The sequence below is a fragment of the Massilia sp. TWR1-2-2 genome (genome assembly GCF_049897565.1).
Classification (GTDB): Bacteria; Pseudomonadota; Gammaproteobacteria; order Burkholderiales; family Burkholderiaceae_D; genus JAFCUW01.
The window spans coordinates 92608-109402 of sequence record NZ_JAFCWM010000002.1 but is presented as its reverse complement, the minus strand read 5'-3'; the positions used below and the strand labels follow the sequence as shown (position 1 = coordinate 109402).

General features: G+C 63.9%; 16 protein-coding genes. 7 read left to right on the top strand and 9 right to left on the bottom strand.

The genetic code is table 11. The annotated features are described in order from the left end of the window. Nucleotides 1–5: 5 nt before the first annotated feature. The 6 genes from ACP7DD_RS02475 to ACP7DD_RS02450 are packed head-to-tail and all read right to left on the bottom strand — an operon-like array spanning nucleotide 6 to nucleotide 7193. Nucleotides 6–1094, bottom strand: coding sequence for a FemAB family XrtA/PEP-CTERM system-associated protein (locus ACP7DD_RS02475; protein WP_426173122.1), 1089 nt, complete (start codon nucleotides 1092–1094; stop codon nucleotides 6–8). Next, nucleotides 1091–1975, bottom strand: a complete 885-nt coding sequence (locus ACP7DD_RS02470; protein ID WP_426173121.1) for an XrtA system polysaccharide deacetylase — start codon at nucleotides 1973–1975, stop codon at nucleotides 1091–1093. The genes ACP7DD_RS02475 and ACP7DD_RS02470 overlap by 4 nt, the downstream gene beginning before the upstream one ends. Then, nucleotides 1972–3045, bottom strand: a complete 1074-nt coding sequence (locus ACP7DD_RS02465; RefSeq protein ID WP_426173120.1) for an XrtA/PEP-CTERM system-associated ATPase — start codon at nucleotides 3043–3045, stop codon at nucleotides 1972–1974. The genes ACP7DD_RS02470 and ACP7DD_RS02465 overlap by 4 nt, the downstream gene beginning before the upstream one ends. A 17-nt stretch (nucleotides 3046–3062) precedes the next feature. Further along, the gene (locus tag ACP7DD_RS02460) at nucleotides 3063–4640 is read right to left on the bottom strand and encodes a TIGR03016 family PEP-CTERM system-associated outer membrane protein (RefSeq protein WP_426173118.1); all 1578 of its coding nucleotides are present in this window, start codon (nucleotides 4638–4640) and stop codon (nucleotides 3063–3065) included. After that, the gene (locus tag ACP7DD_RS02455) at nucleotides 4621–5628 is read right to left on the bottom strand and encodes an XrtA-associated tyrosine autokinase (RefSeq protein WP_426173116.1); all 1008 of its coding nucleotides are present in this window, start codon (nucleotides 5626–5628) and stop codon (nucleotides 4621–4623) included. The genes ACP7DD_RS02460 and ACP7DD_RS02455 overlap by 20 nt, the downstream gene beginning before the upstream one ends. A 23-nt stretch (nucleotides 5629–5651) precedes the next feature. Continuing rightward, entirely contained in the window at nucleotides 5652–7193 is a 1542-nt protein-coding gene (locus tag ACP7DD_RS02450; protein WP_426173114.1) for an XrtA system polysaccharide chain length determinant, read from the bottom strand. 685 nt (nucleotides 7194–7878) lie between these two features. Here ACP7DD_RS02450 and ACP7DD_RS02445 point away from each other — a divergent pair. From ACP7DD_RS02445 to ACP7DD_RS02420, 6 genes are all read left to right on the top strand, one after another. After that, nucleotides 7879–8661 (top strand): S1 family peptidase, encoded by a 783-nt coding sequence (locus ACP7DD_RS02445; RefSeq protein ID WP_426173113.1) that lies wholly within the window; start codon nucleotides 7879–7881, stop codon nucleotides 8659–8661. Nucleotides 8662–8836: 175 nt separating this feature from the next. Then, complete coding sequence (locus ACP7DD_RS02440) at nucleotides 8837–9472, top strand: XrtA/PEP-CTERM system exopolysaccharide export protein (RefSeq protein ID WP_426173112.1); 636 nt, start codon at nucleotides 8837–8839, stop codon at nucleotides 9470–9472. A 209-nt stretch (nucleotides 9473–9681) separates the two neighbouring features. Continuing rightward, nucleotides 9682–10287 carry a hypothetical protein gene (locus ACP7DD_RS02435; protein WP_426173110.1) on the top strand — a complete coding sequence of 202 codons (606 nt, stop codon included), beginning with the start codon at nucleotides 9682–9684 and terminating at the stop codon, nucleotides 10285–10287. 85 nt (nucleotides 10288–10372) lie between these two features. Further along, nucleotides 10373–10618: an HPr-rel-A system PqqD family peptide chaperone gene (locus ACP7DD_RS02430; RefSeq protein ID WP_426173108.1), complete on the top strand. Its 246-nt coding sequence runs from the start codon at nucleotides 10373–10375 to the stop codon at nucleotides 10616–10618. Further along, nucleotides 10615–11529 (top strand): HprK-related kinase A, encoded by a 915-nt coding sequence (locus ACP7DD_RS02425; RefSeq protein ID WP_426173107.1) that lies wholly within the window; start codon nucleotides 10615–10617, stop codon nucleotides 11527–11529. Before ACP7DD_RS02430 ends, ACP7DD_RS02425 begins: the two co-directional genes overlap by 4 nt. Beyond that, on the top strand, nucleotides 11529–12599 hold the full coding sequence (locus ACP7DD_RS02420; protein ID WP_426173105.1) for a nucleotidyltransferase domain-containing protein: 1071 nt from the start codon (nucleotides 11529–11531) through the stop codon (nucleotides 12597–12599). Before ACP7DD_RS02425 ends, ACP7DD_RS02420 begins: the two co-directional genes overlap by 1 nt. Nucleotides 12600–12745: 146 nt before the next feature. Here the strand turns inward: ACP7DD_RS02420 and pepA are convergent, their stop codons facing one another. Beyond that, complete coding sequence (gene pepA / locus ACP7DD_RS02415; RefSeq protein WP_426173104.1) at nucleotides 12746–13597, bottom strand: flocculation-associated PEP-CTERM protein PepA; 852 nt, start codon at nucleotides 13595–13597, stop codon at nucleotides 12746–12748. Nucleotides 13598–13915: 318 nt separating this feature from the next. Here pepA and ACP7DD_RS02410 point away from each other — a divergent pair, with 318 nt between their 5' ends. Beyond that, the gene (locus tag ACP7DD_RS02410; RefSeq protein ID WP_426173102.1) at nucleotides 13916–14791 is read left to right on the top strand and encodes a class I SAM-dependent methyltransferase; all 876 of its coding nucleotides are present in this window, start codon (nucleotides 13916–13918) and stop codon (nucleotides 14789–14791) included. Nucleotides 14792–14807: 16 nt separating this feature from the next. Here ACP7DD_RS02410 and ACP7DD_RS02405 read toward each other — a convergent pair whose 3' ends face one another. Then, nucleotides 14808–15875 carry a molybdopterin biosynthesis protein MoeY gene (locus tag ACP7DD_RS02405; RefSeq protein ID WP_426173101.1) on the bottom strand — a complete coding sequence of 356 codons (1068 nt, stop codon included), beginning with the start codon at nucleotides 15873–15875 and terminating at the stop codon, nucleotides 14808–14810. Beyond that, entirely contained in the window at nucleotides 15872–16786 is a 915-nt protein-coding gene (locus tag ACP7DD_RS02400) for a ThiF family adenylyltransferase (RefSeq protein WP_426173100.1), read from the bottom strand. Before ACP7DD_RS02400 ends, ACP7DD_RS02405 begins: the two co-directional genes overlap by 4 nt. Between the last annotated feature and the right edge of the window lie 9 nt (nucleotides 16787–16795).

Below are 16795 nucleotides of genomic sequence, written 5' to 3'. Positions count from 1 at the left end.
GTCGGTCAGCCCAGGTTCCTGACGATGTGCGGCCCGATGATGTTGGCCAGCTTCAAAGGCATCTTTTTCCACATCTTGATGAACAGCTGGTACTTCGGATTGAGCGGATTGTTGTCCGGCAGCTCGGTCGACTCGTACAGCCGGTATTCGTACGGCAGCGGCTGGGCGGTGAAGCCCCAGTTCTTCTTGAAGTCGTAGGCGCCGGTGCCGAGCTTGCTGCGGCCGAAGTCGAACAGGCGGGCGCCGCGCGCGGCGGCGGCCTGCATCAGGTTCCAGTACATGAAGTCGTTGCCGGCGACGTCGCGCGCCAGCGGCATGCCGCCGCCGTAGTACGGCACCACTTCGTCGCGCCAGTAGAACGACAGCACCGCGGCGACCAGCGCGCCGTTCTGGGTGATGACGCGCACTTCGCAGTCGTCGCCGAATTCGTCCTTCAGCAGCGCGAAATATTTTTTCGGGAACACGGGCGTGCCGAGCCGGTGCACGCTGCTGGCGTAGGCGTCGAACATGCGGTCGACGTTGTCGTCGACTTCGCCCACCAGGCCAAGCTTGATGCCCTTGCGCACCATCGCGCGCTGCTTGCGCGGGATGGCGTTCATGTTCTCGTCGTCGTCGCTTGAAATCGCCTTGCGGAACGTGACGTACAGTTCCTTGGTGTGCCAGGCGGCGTCGCCCGGATGGGCGGCGACCATGTTGCGGTATTCGAGGTGACCGACCTTCAGCTGGCGCGCCAGCGCGTCGGCTGCGCCGTCGAGCAGGGCGCGCGCCTCGTCATTGATGGCGGCAACGCCGCCGTAGACGCAGAACTGCATGGCGCCGAGCGCGTGGCCAAACAGCCGGCTGTTAATTTCGCACAGCGGCAGCACGCCCTGGATCTGGCCAGCCTGTTCGACGTAGTAGAACCACGTCTTCAGCTTGAACGACTGCTCGATCACGCGCTGCCAGCCGGCGCGGTGGAAAAACGTCGCTTCCGGGCAGCCGTCGACGAACGCGTCCCAGCGCGCCTTGTCGTGCGCGACCATCAACTTGACTGTCAGCGGGCCGGTGGCGCGCTGCGCTGCGGCTTGTTCAGGCGCTTCCAACATCGAACTCATTGCTTGCCCAGGAAAATACGGTCCATGCGGTCCCACGCGAAGTCGCGCGTCAGCGCGCCGATGCGCGCTTCCATGCGCGCCAGATTGACGTAATGGCGAAAGCGGCTCTTGGCGCCGACGCCCTCGGGACGCGGCTGGCCGGGATCGACCTCCCACGGATGGAAATAGAAAATGGCCGGCTGGCGGTCGGCCTGGTTGACCTGCTTCATCATCCAGCGCGACAGCGCATACGGCAACAGGCGGAAGTAACCGCCGCCGCCGGCCGGCAGGTTGCGCCCCATCAACTGCACGGTGGTGATCGGCACTTCGAGCAAGCCATCCGGGCCGTTCGGGTAGAACGCGAAACGCGGCGCGTCGGGCATGCCGTAGTGGTCGTGCTTGATCGGGTAGATGCTCGAGCTGTAGCGGTAGCCGGCTTCCTTGAGCACGTCGAGCGCCCACAGGTTGCCGGTGCCGATCGAAAAGCTCGGCGCGCGGTAGCCGAGCACCGCGTTGCCGCCGATGTCTTCGAGCAGCGCCTTGCTGCGCGTGACGTCGTCGGCAAACTCGGCGCGGCTCTGGTCGGACGCGCGCAGGTGGCCGTAGCCGTGGCTGGCCAGTTCATGGCCGCCGGCGACGATGCGGCGCACCATGGCCGGATAGCGTTCGGCAATCCAGCCGAGCGTGAAGAAGGTGGCGTGGACGTTGCCGGCGGCGAGGATGGCGAGGATGCGGTCGATGTTCGCTTCGACCCGGCATTCGAGGTTCGGCCAGCTGTCGCGGTCGATGTACGGCGCGAACGCCGACACCTGGAAATAATCCTCGACGTCGATCGTCATGGCGTTGCGGATCACCGCGCCAGGGGCCGCGCCCTGGTGCGCGGTTGCGACGTCGCGCTTCATTGGCGCAGGTCCTGCGTTTCGGCCGGCAGGGCGGCGTCGGCCGCTGCGGCAGGCGCAGCGGCGGCAGCGCTGCCGGCCACCGCGGCGACGGCGGCAGCCGGGGTGGCCACGATCTTTTTCAGAATCGACAGCACCGACACGATCGACTTTTCCAGCCGCATCATGCGCTCGTCCATCTGGCCGCTGCTGCCGACCGGTTCGGCGGCGACCGGCTCGGACGCTTCGGCGCGCTCGGCTTCGGCGGCGCCCGGCGGCAGCTGGAATTCCTCGTCGATGTCGGTGATCACGGCGTTGACCTCGGTTTCGGTAAACGCGTGCAGCTCTTCCAGGTAGCCCATCAGCAGCAGACGGTCGCACAAGGTGTTGGTCTTGCGCGGGATGCCGCCGGTGTAGCCGTAGATGGCGGCGTAGGCGCCGGGCGAAAACGCCGGGTCGCCGTTCCAGCCGACCGTGTGCAGCCGGTGCTCGATGTAGGCCTGGGTCTCGTCGGCGTCCATCGGGCCGAGGTGATAGCTGGCGATGACGCGCTGGCGCAGCTGCAGCATGCTGGCGCTGTGCAAGGTGGTGCGAAACTCCGGCTGGCCGAGCAGGAAGGTTTGCAGCAGCGACTTTTCGTCGGTCTGGAAGTTCGACAGCATGCGCAGTTCCTCGACCGTGCGGGCGGTCAGGTTCTGCGCCTCGTCGACGATCAGGAGGGCGCGCTTGCCCTGCTGATCGGCGGCGCGCAGGAATTGTTCCAGCCGCGTCAAGAGGTCAGGCTTGCTGGCGTTCTCGTATGGCAGGCCGAACGCCGACACCACCATGCGCAAGGTGTCGTCCGAATCGAGGTTGGTGTTGACGATGTGGGCGGCGATGATCTGCTCGGACGGCAGGTTGTTGAGCAGGTTGCGCACCAGAGTGGTTTTGCCGGCGCCGACTTCGCCGGTGATGACGATGAAGCCCTCGCCCTGCGACAGGCCGTAGTCGAGGTAAGCCATGGCGCGCTTGTGGCCCTTGCTGCCGTAGAAGAAGTGCGGGTCCGGACGCAGCCGGAACGGCTTGGCGCTGAGGCCATAATAAGTTTCGTACATCGCTTGCTCGACTTTCGCTATAACTGATATGAAAGGGACGCGCTGATCGCATTCTCGCGGTACTTGTTGCCGCCCGGGATGGCGGCGGTGCCTTGCTGGTGGCGCACTTCGACCATGCCCCTGATATTGCGCTGGAACTGGCGCGTCAACGCCAACGACATCAGGCTCTGGTCGCCGGTAAAGCCGGTGGTCAGCGACTCGGTACGGGTCCTGCCGAGCGACGCGTTGACGTTGCTGCGCGGCGACAGGCGGTAGGTCGCCGCCAGTGTCGCGCCGACCAGGCGCAGGTCGTCGTTGAGCGAGGGCAGGTTCGGCGACAGCAAGCCGCTGTCAGCCTTTCGCGGCGACAGCGCGGTGCGCTCGGTGGCGTTGAGCGACAGGATCGCGCTGCTGCGCGAGCCGATCAGGCCGACCGACGCCTGCAGCGTTTTTTGCAGCAGGAAGCGGTTGGTCAGCACATTTGTCGCCACGCCCTGCACGATCGGCAGGCCGGTGGCGCGCATGTAGGCCTCGACCGCCAGGCGCCGCTCCACCGGATCGGGGTAGGTGGCGACGAACAGGCGCTCGAGGATGCTGAAGGTGGTGATCGGCGCCGGCAGCAGGAACTGCTCGCGCGCGGTGGTGACGCCGTCACTGTAAGTAATGTTCCAAGTGGTGTTGCGGCTGCGGTGCAGCGCGCTGAGCGAGTAGCTGTCGCCGTAAAAGCGCTTGCCAATGGTCGCGTCGACGCTGGTGCGCAGCGACGGCGTCCAGACGAAACCGACCGAGCGGCTGCTGCCGGCAGTCTCGCCGCCCTCGCCATCGAAATCGTAGCGGTCGTAGCCGCCAGACGCTTTCAGGCTCAATTCGTTCGTCACGCGCAGCCGTAGGTTCAGGGTAGACGTGTCGACGCGCGACTTGCGCCCGAGCGTGTCGTCGAGTTCCTGGCGGCTTGCCTGGAAGCCCCAGCCAACGGTGCGGAAGGAGGGTCCACTGCTAAGCACGAGCGCGGCGGCATTGGAGGTGCTGTCGCCGAACGCCGCATTGCTCGACTGCACGGAGTCGCGCGTGTAGCGAAATTCACCGCTGGCCAGGGTACCGAAGCGGTGGCGCAGATAGGGGCTGGCGCGCCACGTGCGCACTTCGTCGCGGTTGGCGTTGGAATAACCGTTGGCGCCGGTCTGCGGGCCGAAGGCGGATACACTTTGCTGGGCGATCGATGCGTTGCCGTCGAAATACAGAAGTTCGTCGATGAGATTTGCGCGGGCGTCGGCCGACAGTTCGCGCGAAGAACTGTTAGTGCCGCTGACGCGCGCGCCGGAGTAGGCGTACAGATGGACGGCGGCAAGCGCCCGAAGCTTCAGCCGCGGTGTGTTGCTGGTTAGCGTCACGGACGGCGACAGCTCGGTGATGAACTGGCCCCGCGCGGCCTCGTCCGCTACTAGGCTGACATTGTCGGAATAGGTCGCGCGCAAGTCGACCGCCGGGGTGACCTTGATTTCGGCGGCGGCATGGGGCGCCCACAGCATGGCCAGCAGTGCCGCCGGCGCCGCCATGGGCAGCGTTGGCGCGCCCATGGCCGGCGCCCGCACCCGCTTAGCCATAGTGATAGTCATACGTTTCTTCAATGCCCGGGAATTCGCGCGTCTTGTTGTAGATGAGGTTGACGTTGCTGCAGCCCTCGAGCTGGCGCAGCGATTCCTTGACCGCGTGCTGGGTCGTCGTTTCGGACTCGACGACGAGGACGATCTGCCCCATGTGGGTGGCCAGCACGTGCGCTTCGGAAGTCAGCAGCAGCGGCGGCGAATCGAAAATGACGATCCGGTCCGGATAGCGGTTGGCGATTTCGTAGACGAAGGTGCTCATTGTCTGGCTCGCCAGCAGCTCGGTGGCGCGCGGCGTGCTGGTGCCGGCCGGCAGGATGCTGAGGGTGTCGACGTTGGTGCGCAGCATGACGTCGGCCAGTTCGAGCTTGTCGTCGAGCAAGATGTCCATCAGGCCGCGCTGGGCCGGCAGGCCGAGCGTGCGCAGCACCGACGGGCGGGCGACGTCGGCGTCGATCAGCAGCACCGTGTGGTCCAGTTCCATGGCGATGCTCATGGCAAGGTTGATGGCGCAATAGGTCTTGCCTTCTCCCGGCAGCGAGCTGGTGATCATGATCAGGTTGCCCGGCGGCGTGCCTGGCGTGTGCTCGGCGAAGGCACGCTTGATCAGCGGACGCTTGATGATGCGGAAGTCTTCCACCAGCAGGGTGCGCCCGCCGGCGGCGGTGACCATGCCCATCTCGCGCATCCGGTTCAGGTCGAGTTCGACCTTGCGGGTGCTCTGCTTGCGTGGCGCCGCCGTCGGCGCTGCCGCCGGTGCCGGCTCGATAACCGGCATCACGGCCGGCGCCGGCACTGCTGTCGGCATGGCGCGCGCCACCACGGGCTCGGGGGCGGCGTGGCTGGCCGCTGCCGCCGCTGCCGCCGCTGCCGCCGCGACGATGATCGGCGTGTGCGCCACTGGCGCCGCTACCGGCACGGACGTGATCTCGACAGGCGAGGCCGCTGCGGCCTCCTTCTTGTGGTCGATCCGACTTGCTGCTTTTTCGATAATACTCACATGTTCTCCCGTGATCGATCGCGTTACAGCGAAGGTCTGATCAAGATCGCTGCCATCACGCCGCCGTAAGCACCAAACAGCGCAAATACGGAGGCTCCCATCGCGTACAGCCGTCGCCGGCGCTTCACTTTTTGTTCTGTGGTCCAGTTCATGCCGATGGTGCCGAGGATCGGCACGCCGGTCACTTCACGCAGCGCGGCCTGGCTGAGGAAGGTCGGACGGACCTGGCTCATCAGGAGGGCGACGACCAGGCCCGCCACCAGCGCGCCGGCAAACACCAGCGAGAACAGGCGCGGACGGTTCGGTCCGGCGGGGGACAGCGGCACGGTCGGCGGATCGATGACGCGGAACGTCAGCATGTCGGTCGCCGAGCTCAGGTCGCCCGACAGCTTGGCCGCTTCGCGCCGCTCGACCAGTTTCTGGTAGTTGTCGCGGTTGACAGCGTAATCGCGGTTGAGCTGAGCCAGCTGCGCTTCGACTTCCGGCGCTTCGTTGCTCTGGCTGCGCATGCGGCCCATGCGGTTGTTGTATTCGGCCACGCGGGCGCTGAGCGAGGCGACGCGCGCTTCGGCCACCGACAGCGCCACATTCATCTGCTGCAGCATCGGGCTGTAGTTAATGCCCGGATCGCTGCTGCGCTTGCGCTTCTTGGCTTCTTCCTTCTTCTTCGCGTCGAGCTGACCGATCAGGCGCTTGGCGGCGACGATGTCGGGGTGCGCTTCGGTGTATTGCAGGCGCAGCACGTCGAGTTGCTTGTTGAGCGAGGAGATGCGGCCATCGAGCTCCGGATTGTCGCCCGCGTCGCCCGCCTCCGCCGGCGCGGTGACCGGCGCCGGGTCGTCGCCGGCGATCTGGCGCTTGATGGCGTTGCGCGACTGTTCAGCTTCGAGCAGTTCGAGCTTGGCGGCGTTGAGCAGGTCGGCCGTTTCGATCATTTTGCCGCTGTAGTCGCTGCCCTGGCGCGGCAGCATGCCCATGTTGCGGATCTTGAAATCCTTCATCGCGCTTTCGGCGGCGGCCAGCTTTTCTTCGTACGTCTTGATCTGGTCGTCGATGAACAGGACGGCCTTCTCGGAATCCTGCTTCTTTCCGCCAAAGCTGCCTTCGACGAAGATGGTCAGCAGCGACTGCACGATGTCTTTGCCCAGTTTTGGGTTCGAATTATTGTAGGTAATCGTGTAGATATCGTCGCGCTCGGTGCCGAGAATCTTGATGTTGTTCATCAGCTCGTCGACCTGCTTTTCATGGTCCTTGGCGTTGCTCGACTTGACGTCGAGGTCGACCATGCGCATGACGCGCTCGACGTTGGGCCGGCTGATCAGGGTGCGGCGCATGAACACGACCTGCTGGTCCAGGTTCGGCAACGTCGTCATGCCCGACAGCAGCGGCTTGAGGATGCTCTGCGTGTCGACATAGACGCGGGCCGAAGCCTGGTAATCGTTCGGCAATTTATAGACCACGGCCCAGCCCACGAGCGCGACGATCCATGAAATGGCCACTGCATACCAGCGATATTTGCCGATCGCCTTGAGGAAGCTTAGTACTACGGCTGTCAATTCTGCCATCTCGTCAATCTCGGGTTAATGCTACTTCTGGGGTTGGAGGCGCCGATGCGCACAGGGAATTCAACATATCATCGCTTGTACTGGGAGCAATTGCAATTGCATAATGGAAAAAGCCCGACCGGCGTGCAATAAATGCTATGGATTGCAACACATTGCCGGGTCGCCATTCTAGCGTGATTGCGATTGGCTATCGGTTTTCGCTTGTGCGAAGGGGTCGTCTTCCCGGTTTACGCACTGGGGCCATTGTATTGTTGCTTCGTAAAAAATGCCACAAGTAATGTAATAAACACAAAGATTTTGCACAGAACCACTATAAAATTCCTTAAAGAATCTTTTTTCTGGCATCGGAAAGCGCCTGGAACAGTAGTAGACATGCAAGAAGGCCGAGGCGTGGCAAATCAGACACACTGTTTTCCGTTCACAGCACAACAATTGCCCTCAGCGCCGCGGCCAGCGCCGTCACTCTGGCGTCCACAACGTCAAAATCGGTAGTGCGATGGCTAACTACGCATATATATATATATATAGACGTCTGAGCGCTGGGCGCCAGGCCGCGGTGCGATCACAAAGCGTTTCGCATTAGAAAATCTGGTATGGTTGCCGGACACGACAATCGTGCCGCAGTCGGCCGGATTCCAGCGCGATTTGCCGGGCATGCACCTTCAACCATTCAGTATTCTCAACTATGCACATGTCGCCCCGCGCTTTCGCCCGTCCGTTGATCCTGCTGGCCGCCTGCGCGCTGGCGCTGCCGACATTTGCCGCCAGCGAACTGGCGCGCACCATCGCCGCCGTCAAGCCGTCGGTGGTCGGCGTCGGCACCTTCCTGCAAACGCGCAGTCCTGCCACCGCCTTCAACGGCACCGGCTTTGTCGTTGGCGACGGCCTGTCGGTGATCACCAATTCGCACGTCGTGCCCGAACTGCTCGACAGCGAAAAGCGCGAGACGCTCGGCGTCGTCATCTTGCGCGGCGGCCAGATCGAGTTCCGCCCGGCCGTGCTGGCCGGGCGCGACCGCGCGCACGACCTGGCGCACCTGCGCATCAGCGGCGCGCCGCTGCCGGCGCTGGCGCTGGGCGATTCCGACAGCGCGGTCGAAGGCCAGGAACTGGCGTTTACCGGTTTTCCACTCGGCATGATCCTCGGCCTGCATCCGGCCACCCACCGCGCGCTGCTCGCGGCGATCACGCCGATCGTGATGCCTTCACTCAGTTCGCGCGCGCTCGACGTGCGCGCCATCGCCCAACTGCAACGCACCCCGTTCGCCATCTTCCAGCTCGACGGCACCGCCTATCCCGGCAACAGCGGCAGTCCGGTGTACGACCCGGCCAGCGGCACGGTGCTGGCGGTGATCAACATGACGTTCGTGAAGGGTCTCAAGGAAAACGCCATCAGCCAGCCGAGCGGCATCGCGTATGCGATTCCGGCCAAATATGTTCGTGACTTATTGCAACAAAAATCGCCGTGAGAAAATATTTGTAGTGGGTGACAGCCTGAACGCGCTGCTTGATGGTATAAAATACAGTCGAGCAAAAAAATATTCAAATTACAATTATTCGGCGCCACAGCAAGTATATTTTGGCAAACAACACGGACCGCATGCGTTTTTTACAGCCGCCGCGTGTCATCAAGGGGATATCGACGTGACTACACTACCAACAAAATCGTTCAAATGGCTCGCCGTTGCCGCGCTCGCGCTGTCGGTGCTGGCGCTGGGCGGCTGCGCCACCAAGGGTGGCGCCAGCAACGCGGCGAGCATGGCGCAGGCGGACAACCACGACTACCTGATCGGGCCGGGCGACAATGTCAACATCATCGTCTGGCGCAATCCGGAAGTGTCGATGTCGGTGCCGGTGCGCCCTGACGGCAAGATCACCACCCCGCTGGTGGAAGACCTGCCGGCCAGCGGCAAGACGTCGACCCAGCTGGCGCGCGACATCGAAAAATCGCTGGAAAAATTCATCCAGCAGCCGGTTGTGACGGTCATCGTCACCGGTTTCGTCGGCACCTACGGCGAGCAGATCCGCGTTATCGGCCAGGCCGCCAAGCCGCAGGCGCTGCCGTACCGGCGCGACATGTCGCTGATGGACGTGCTGATTGCCGTCGGCGGCGTCACGGAGTTCGCTTCGGGTAACAGTGCGAGCATCATCCGCAATGTCGACGGCAAGATGGAAAAGATGCCGGTGCGCCTGAATGACCTGATCAAGAAGGGCGATATCTCGGCCAACATCGCCATGCGCCCGGGCGATGTGCTGGTCATTCCCGAGAGTTTTTTCTAAAATAGCGGACAGCGCCTGTCGATTTTTCTTACAGGTTTGATGTTTCTGCAGGCGCGGCAGTCAATATTTGCAGGCTGTTTAGCGTAAGTCATTGATTCGATGGCGATCAGGCGCCCGGGATTGGTGCATGGAACGAAAATTGCTTATTGTTTTATGGAAATGTCGCGCCCGGCATACGGCCCGGCGGCGCCCCTAAGAGGATCACAGACGTGGCTAACGAACGACACACCGACGCCCCCGGCAGCGAATTGCCAGGTGCTGGCGAACTCCCGGCCGGGATGACGGCCAAGGGCGCCGCGCGGCGCCGCTTTGCCAAGGCCGGCGCCGGCGCCTCGGGCGGCGTGCTGCTGACCCTGGCAAGCCAGCCAGCCATGGCAATCGTCTGCACCTCGCCATCGGGCACGGTGTCTGGTAATAACAGCCGCAAGGGTGGGCCTCAGCAGGAATGCGTCGGCCGCTCGCCGGGCTACTGGAAGACCCACCACGAAGAGTGGCGCGGCGCCTCGACCAATGGCGAATCGCCGTTCAAGCAGACTTTCTACTGCGGCGGCCTAGGCAGCGCGATGGCGAAATACAACTGTTTTGACGTCGTCGATCCGGACAAGGTGACCAACGGCGACGACAAGGATAATGTCGCCATGCACATTATGGCGACATTGCTCAACGTGCGCTCCGGCAAGATCACCTTTTTGAACACGAACCAGGTGCTAGCGATCTGGTATTCGTACGCGACCAAGGGCGTATACGTGCCGACTCTCGGCGCGTCGTGGGATGGCGCAGAAATCGTCACTTACCTGAAAAGCACAATGATCTGATTCTCAGACGAGCAGCGCCATCACCGATCTCCGCATTACCGTCCCGCCGACCGACCTGACCTGGTGCCTGACACCGGGCCAGGCCTTGCGCCATCGCCAGTGGCAAGGCGAACTGGTCTTGTTTAACGACCTCTCCGGCGACACCCACCTGCTGACCGAAGTAGCGCTCTACGTCTTGCTTGCCTTGCAGGCGGGGCCGGCCAGCCAGACGGCGCTGGCCGCCGCCGTGCGCGCCGAATTCGATGCCGACGACGGCGAAGTCGACGACGCCATGGTCGCCGAGTTGCTCGCCGACCTGCACAAGCTGGTGCTGATCGAGCCGGCCGCATGACGACGGTCTCGAGCCTGTCGCGCGCCGAACTGGGCCAGCGCCTTGGCGGCGCCGGCATCCATTTGCAAACGGGCGCTTTCGTCACCTGCGTCAGGAGCCCGATCGCCACCGTCGCCGATGGCATCGGCCTGCTGTACGCCGACTATCCTCTGGTCGACGGCGCCGAGTTTGCCGACTTCCACATCAGCCTGGCGCCGGCGGGCGGGCTGCGCCGCTGGTGGCGCCGCCAGGTGCTGTTCGACGCCGACGGCGCCTCGCCGTTCCTGCCGCTGCCGATTGCGCAGGCGTTTCCGCTGTTCGAGTGGTCGATGAACGCGTGCGTGTCGAGCCGGGCCAACCGCTACCTGATCATCCACGCCGCCGTCGTCGAGAAGGATGGCCTTGCGGCCATCCTGCCGGCCCCGTCCGGTTCCGGCAAAAGCACCTTGTGCGCCGCGCTCGTCACGCGCGGCTGGCGCCTGCTGTCCGACGAGCTGGCGCTGGTGCGGCTTGGCGACGGCGCCATCGCGGCGCTGCCGCGCCCGATCAGCCTGAAGAACGCGTCGATCGACATCATGCGCCGCTACGCGCCGGGCGCGGTGTTTTCGCCCGAAGTGCGCGACACCATCAAAGGCGCGATCGCGCACATGAAGCCGCCGGCGGCCAGCGTCGCGCGCGCCCTCGAGAGCGCACGGCCGGCGTGGATCATCTTTCCGCAGTACCGCGCCGGCGCCGCGGCGACGCTCGAGGCGGTGGCGCCGGCGCGCGCCTTCATGGACCTGGCCGGCAATGCCTTCAATTACAGCCTGCTCGGCGCCGACGGCTTCGACGCGCTGGCCGGCCTGATCGCCGCGAGCGGCCTGTATACATTTAGCTACAGTTCGCTGGACGACGCCGTCGACGTCTTCGCGCGCCTGGTGCCACCGGCGTGATGGCGCCGCCGCTGCCGCTGGCCGTGCAGGCCTTTCGCGACCCGCAACGGATGGGCCAGTTCAGCCTGGCAGAATGGGACCTGCTGCTGCGTCAGGCCGGCATCGCCAACCTGACGGCGGCGCTGTACTATCTCGCCGAGCAGCATGGCCAGCTTGGCGCCATTCCCCCGCCCGCCCGCGAACACCTCGCGTGGGCGCATGCGCAGGGCGAGCGCCATCGCCAGGGAGTGCGCTTCGAAGTGCGGCAGATCCGCCGGGCGCTGGCCGGCGTCGGCGTGCCGCTGATCCTGCTCAAGGGCGCGGCCTACACGATGGCCGGCCTGCCACCAGCGCCGGGCCGGCTGTTTTCCGATATCGATATCCTGGTGCCGAAGGAGCAGCTGGCCGCGGTCGAGGCGGCGCTGATGCTGCACGGCTGGGCCGCCAATCACCATGACGAATACGACCAGCGCTACTATCGCGAATGGATGCACGAATTGCCGCCGATGCAGCACGTCATCCGCCAGAGCCTGATTGACGTGCACCACGCGATTTTGCCGGAAACATCGAAAGCGCGGCCCGACCCGGCGGCGCTGCGGTCGGCCTCGCGCTCCATCGACGGCGACGACGGCCTGCGCGTGTTCGCGCCGGCCGACATGGTGCTGCACAGCGCCGTGCACCTGTTCTACGATGGCGAGTTCGACCATGGAATGCGCGACCTGGCCGACATCCACCGGCTGCTGCAGGAATTTGGCCGGGAGCCAGATTTCTGGGCCGAGCTGCCGCAACGCGCCGCCCAGCTCCAATTGGAACGGCCGCTGTTTTACGCGCTGCGCTACGCCCACCGCCTGCTCGGCGCCGACGTCCCGCCGGCGGCGCTGGCATCGGGCCGGCCGCCATCGCCGCTGCTGGCGCTGATGGATGCGCTGTTCGGCCGCGCGCTGCTGCCGGCGCACCCGAGCTGCGCCGACCGCTACACCGGCATTGCCCTGCGCCTGCTGTACATCCGCGCCAACTGGCTGCGCATGCCGCCGCTGCTGCTGGCGCGCCACCTGTTCCACAAAGCCTTCATCTCCCCCAAAGCTAGCTGATCCGCTCGGCCCCGATGGGGTGTGACGTCCTTCGGCACCGACCCGTCCAAATCGGGCCGGTTGCTTCACTTTGAATGCATTCGCTGCAGGCGAAAAAAAACTGCCCGGCTTGCACCGGGCAGTTTCAATAAATTGCTGCTTTATTATTACTTGCTGTTCTTGCGACGACGGGCAGTGGCGACGCCGGCGAGTGCCAGGCCGAACAGGGCCAGCGATGCAGGCTCTGGAACTTGCAGAGCGTTGGAGAAGGTGGTAGCGCCACTTTCGTCGGTGATGGCGAAATTAACGCCGTTGGTAGCCAGGCCACCGGTGTTGTTGTTAAACGAATTGAACGTCAGGCTGTAGAACGGGTTTGGTGCGACGAAGAATTTCGCGCCAGCTGCGGTCAGAGCGATGTTGGTGTTAACGTTCTGGTAAGCGCCGCCCAGCGAGTTCAAGCCAGCAACGCCGTAAGCGAAGTTGCCCGATGCCAGTTTGATTTGCGTGCCACCGCCAGTGACCGATGGATCAGCCGCCAGGGTCGCTTGGGAGAACGTTGCAGAACCGTCGCTGATTTTATCTGCGAACAGGTTCAGGTTGATCGACGTCACGCTGCACTCAACATTGACGGCCAAGGCACTGGCGCACGAGAACGTTTGGGTGAAAGTGGCGTACAGGTTGTAGCCCTGCAAGACGCCTGGGAAATTAACGCCGAGGTAGCTGTTGTTGACGTTGCTGCTGGCGAGTGCGAAGCCGCTGTACTGGATGTAACCTGTGCCGTTGTAGTTGAATCCAGGACCTGCTTGGGTCGTCAGACGCACAGTCGAATTACCGACAATTTTGTCGGCGTCAAACTTGGCGATACCGGCTGGCTGAACGACGCCGCCGACGGTGACCAGACCGTTGCTGGTTGGGTCGACAGTGAAGATCATGCCGGCGTTGGCGTTAGCAGCGGCGAAAACGCCGACAGCCAGAACTGCTTTGACGATGGTGCGCAGGCGTGGGGTAAATTTGATCATGGTAACTCTCCAATTAATTCGAATGATGTTCTGAATGTTTTTATTGCTGCTCAACACTATGGCGGTTAAACTTGTTTCGCCTGATGTTTAGCGCTGCTGTTTTTTACGACTACGATCAACATAAAGCAATGACCGTGCCACCCTTTCCGGGTTCGTTATAAAACAAGGACTTACGCTGAACGCTTCGTGTTTTTGATCGATAAGAAAAACGTACTGTAAGAAATCTCGACACCGTTACTCAATTATAATTTCCGGGTAGCATTTTTATCCGCGCCGCTCCTCTTCCGATCAGCGCAGCATCGAATAATGGGAATCACAATGCCTAGTCCACGCCTGGTTCAATCGGTCATCCGAGAGTTGTTCACTTCCGAGCGCAGCCCGCGCCGCACCGAGCCCGATCTGGTGATGGACGATCCGGCCAATGTCGCCGCGTATGTCGAGGCGGGCCGCGAGCACGCGGTGATGGCGCCGGTTTACCTGTTTCATGCAGCCAACATCTGTGAAGTGATCCGGCCCGGCGACACCGTCGTCGACCTCGCTTGCGGGCCGGCCAACCAGCTGGCGATGGTGGCGCGCCTCAATCCGCTGACAACCTTTATCGGCGTGGACCTGTCGCCGCCGATGCTGGCGCAGGCGCAGGAACTGATCACGCGCCAGGGTTTGACCAATGTGACGTTTCGCCACGGCGACATCACCGACCTGTCGATGTTCGCCGACCAGTCGATCGACGCGGTGGTGTCGACGATGGCGCTGCACCACCTGCCCGACAGCGACTGCCTGGCGCGCACGTATGCGGAGGTGGCGCGCGTCCTGAAGGCCGATGGCGGGATCTACATGGTCGACTTCGGCCACCTGAAGGCGCAGCGCAGCATCGACTATTTCGGCAACCAGTACGCCGACCGCCAGCCGGCGTTGTTTACCGAGGATTACATCAACTCCTTGCACGCGGCGTTCTATCCGGACGAGTTCCGCAAGGCTGCCCAGCCGCTGCTGCAACGCGCCAAGCTGTATGCGACGATCGCGCTGCCGTTCATGGTGGCGCTGAAAAGCCCGGCGCGCCGCGGCGACGATCCGGCGCTGCGCGCGAAGCTGGCAGAGATGAAGAAGAATTTGCCGCAATGGCACCATGCCGACATCGCCGACCTGATCCGGCATTTCGGCATGAACGGGATGCGCTGCGCGCTGCTGGCGTAACTGAAAAGCGTTGCGGCTAGTGCTGCAGCAGCTCGTCCAGCGGGCGCCGCTCCGAGCGCGCGCGCGCGACGGGGCCGGCGCCGAGCCGGCCCATGTAGACCGGAAACGCGCTGCCGTTGAAGATCAGTTTGGCCGTCTGCTCCTGCAGGCGCGCGGCGCGGCCATGCAGGTTCCTGGCATGCGTGAAATGGCGCTGTTCGCGCACATACTTCGAAAAAATCAGCGGCGTCATCTCGGGCTGCATCACCAGCCCGAGTTCGGTCAGGGTCAGCCAGTAGCGCTGCACCGCGCGGCCGGCGGCGACGTAATCGTCGATCGTCTGCGGCGCGCGCCTGGCCTTGATGACGAAGTGGGCGGCGCAGGCGATGCCTGGCACGAAATCCATCTGCAGGCGCGGCGCCCATGTGCCCATCAGCGTGTTCATCATCGACAGCCGGCCCCAGCTGACCATGGCCCACTTCATCAGCTTCAAGGTGGCGGCGTCGACGCCGAGGGCCTGGTCGGGCACGCGGTCGTCGCTGCGCTCGACTCCCCAGTGGATGATGCGGCGGTGCACTTCGTATGCTTCCGGCATCGTCAGGCGCAGCTTGGCGTTGTTGAACATCATCCGCGCGGTGCGGAACTTGACGCGCAATCCTTCCAGCCACTGCACTTCGTAGTCGTCGCCGACGGCGTGCTCGAGAGCGAGCTTTTCGGCTGCCGTCAGCGGCCGCGTTTTCATCGGCCGGCGCTGCACGCTGCGCACCTTGATCGACCCGAGCAACGGGCTCGGCGTGACGGCGGCGTCGGCCACCAGCTCGATGTCGAACAGGTAGCGGTGTTCGGCGCCGCTGTCGCGCCGCGTGACGTCGGCGCGCACGCCATGCGCGCTGGCGGCGATGGCGATCGTCTCGAGCAGGGCGCCGAGCGAAATCTGGCTCGGGTGGCCGTCGAGGTCGTAGACGCAGTCCTCGCGCGTGTCGAAGCCGTGCACGACGAAGCGGGTGCTGTCGATCAGCTCGAAGCGCCAGCACTGGGTGTTGTCGCCCGACGGCGCCCAGCGCGCCAGTTCAAGGATCTGGCGGATCACGGACAGTTCGCTCATTTTGCCTGCGCCATGCGGGCGAACTGGCGCTTGCCGATCGCAATGGCGATGCGGTGCAGCCAGTTGTTGTTGCCCCACGGGCGCCAGGTGCGCGCCAGCCGGTTGCGGTAGGCGTCGAACTGCAGGCCGTGCGGCGCGGCCAGCACGTCGCCGCGCCCGAGCAGGATCTTCAGCGCTTCGGTGGCGGCAATGCCGGCGCACAGCTGGCAGGCCATGAAGGTCGACGGCCCGCGCCGTTCGGCGAAATTGACCGCCGACGGCTCGACCAGGTAGGGGCGGTGCAGGCCGGCCGGGGCCAGGCCGACGACAAAGCGGATCGCCTTGTCTTCCTCGGGCAAGCTGCCCCAGCGAAAATATTCTTCGAACGTCATCTTGCCAGGCATGAAATTGAGCAGCGCGGCGCCCATGCCGAGCGGCGCCACCGTGGTGGCCGGAATGCCGCGCTCGGCGCACAGCGCGAAGGTTTGCTGGCGGATGTCGAAGGCAAAGAAATCGAGGCCGTCGATGTACAGGTCGACGCCGTCGAGGAAGGCGGGCAGGTTGGCCGCATCGATGCCCTTGTCGAAAATCTTGATGTCGAGTTCGGGATTGACGTCGCGCGCCATGCGCGCCATTACTGCCGCCTTCGGCTGGCCCAACGTCGAGACGTTGGCGCCGACCTGGCGGTTGAAGTTGACATAGTCGAAGCTGTCGAAATCGGCGATGTGAAAGCTGCCGATCCCCAGCCTTGCCAGGGTCATCAGGTGAACGCCGCCGACGCCGCCGCCGCCGGCGATCGCCACGCGCTTGCCGCGCAGGCTGGCCTGTTCGGCCTTGGTGACCCAGCCGATGTTGCGCGCGAACGCTTCCTCATACGGAAAGGACGAATCCGGGGCGGTCGCGGCGGAACTTGGCTGGAGCGATGTTTTCATTCTTGGATC

What these genes read in the sequence shown, in the direction of transcription:
- ACP7DD_RS02475 (WP_426173122.1), bottom strand. Translation starts at nt 1,094, where the DNA reads ATGAGTTCGATGTTGGAAGCGCCTGAACAAGCCGCAGCGCAGCGCGCC.
- ACP7DD_RS02470 (WP_426173121.1), bottom strand. Translation starts at nt 1,975, where the DNA reads ATGAAGCGCGACGTCGCAACCGCGCACCAGGGCGCGGCCCCTGGCGCG.
- ACP7DD_RS02465 (WP_426173120.1), bottom strand. Translation starts at nt 3,045, where the DNA reads ATGTACGAAACTTATTATGGCCTCAGCGCCAAGCCGTTCCGGCTGCGT.
- ACP7DD_RS02460 (WP_426173118.1), bottom strand. Translation starts at nt 4,640, where the DNA reads ATGACTATCACTATGGCTAAGCGGGTGCGGGCGCCGGCCATGGGCGCG.
- ACP7DD_RS02450 (WP_426173114.1), bottom strand. Translation starts at nt 7,193, where the DNA reads ATGGCAGAATTGACAGCCGTAGTACTAAGCTTCCTCAAGGCGATCGGC.
- ACP7DD_RS02445 (WP_426173113.1), top strand. Translation starts at nt 7,879, where the DNA reads ATGCACATGTCGCCCCGCGCTTTCGCCCGTCCGTTGATCCTGCTGGCC.
- ACP7DD_RS02425 (WP_426173107.1), top strand. Translation starts at nt 10,615, where the DNA reads ATGACGACGGTCTCGAGCCTGTCGCGCGCCGAACTGGGCCAGCGCCTT.
- ACP7DD_RS02420 (WP_426173105.1), top strand. Translation starts at nt 11,529, where the DNA reads ATGGCGCCGCCGCTGCCGCTGGCCGTGCAGGCCTTTCGCGACCCGCAA.
- pepA (WP_426173104.1), bottom strand. Translation starts at nt 13,597, where the DNA reads ATGATCAAATTTACCCCACGCCTGCGCACCATCGTCAAAGCAGTTCTG.
- ACP7DD_RS02410 (WP_426173102.1), top strand. Translation starts at nt 13,916, where the DNA reads ATGCCTAGTCCACGCCTGGTTCAATCGGTCATCCGAGAGTTGTTCACT.
- ACP7DD_RS02405 (WP_426173101.1), bottom strand. Translation starts at nt 15,875, where the DNA reads ATGAGCGAACTGTCCGTGATCCGCCAGATCCTTGAACTGGCGCGCTGG.
- ACP7DD_RS02400 (WP_426173100.1), bottom strand. Translation starts at nt 16,786, where the DNA reads ATGAAAACATCGCTCCAGCCAAGTTCCGCCGCGACCGCCCCGGATTCG.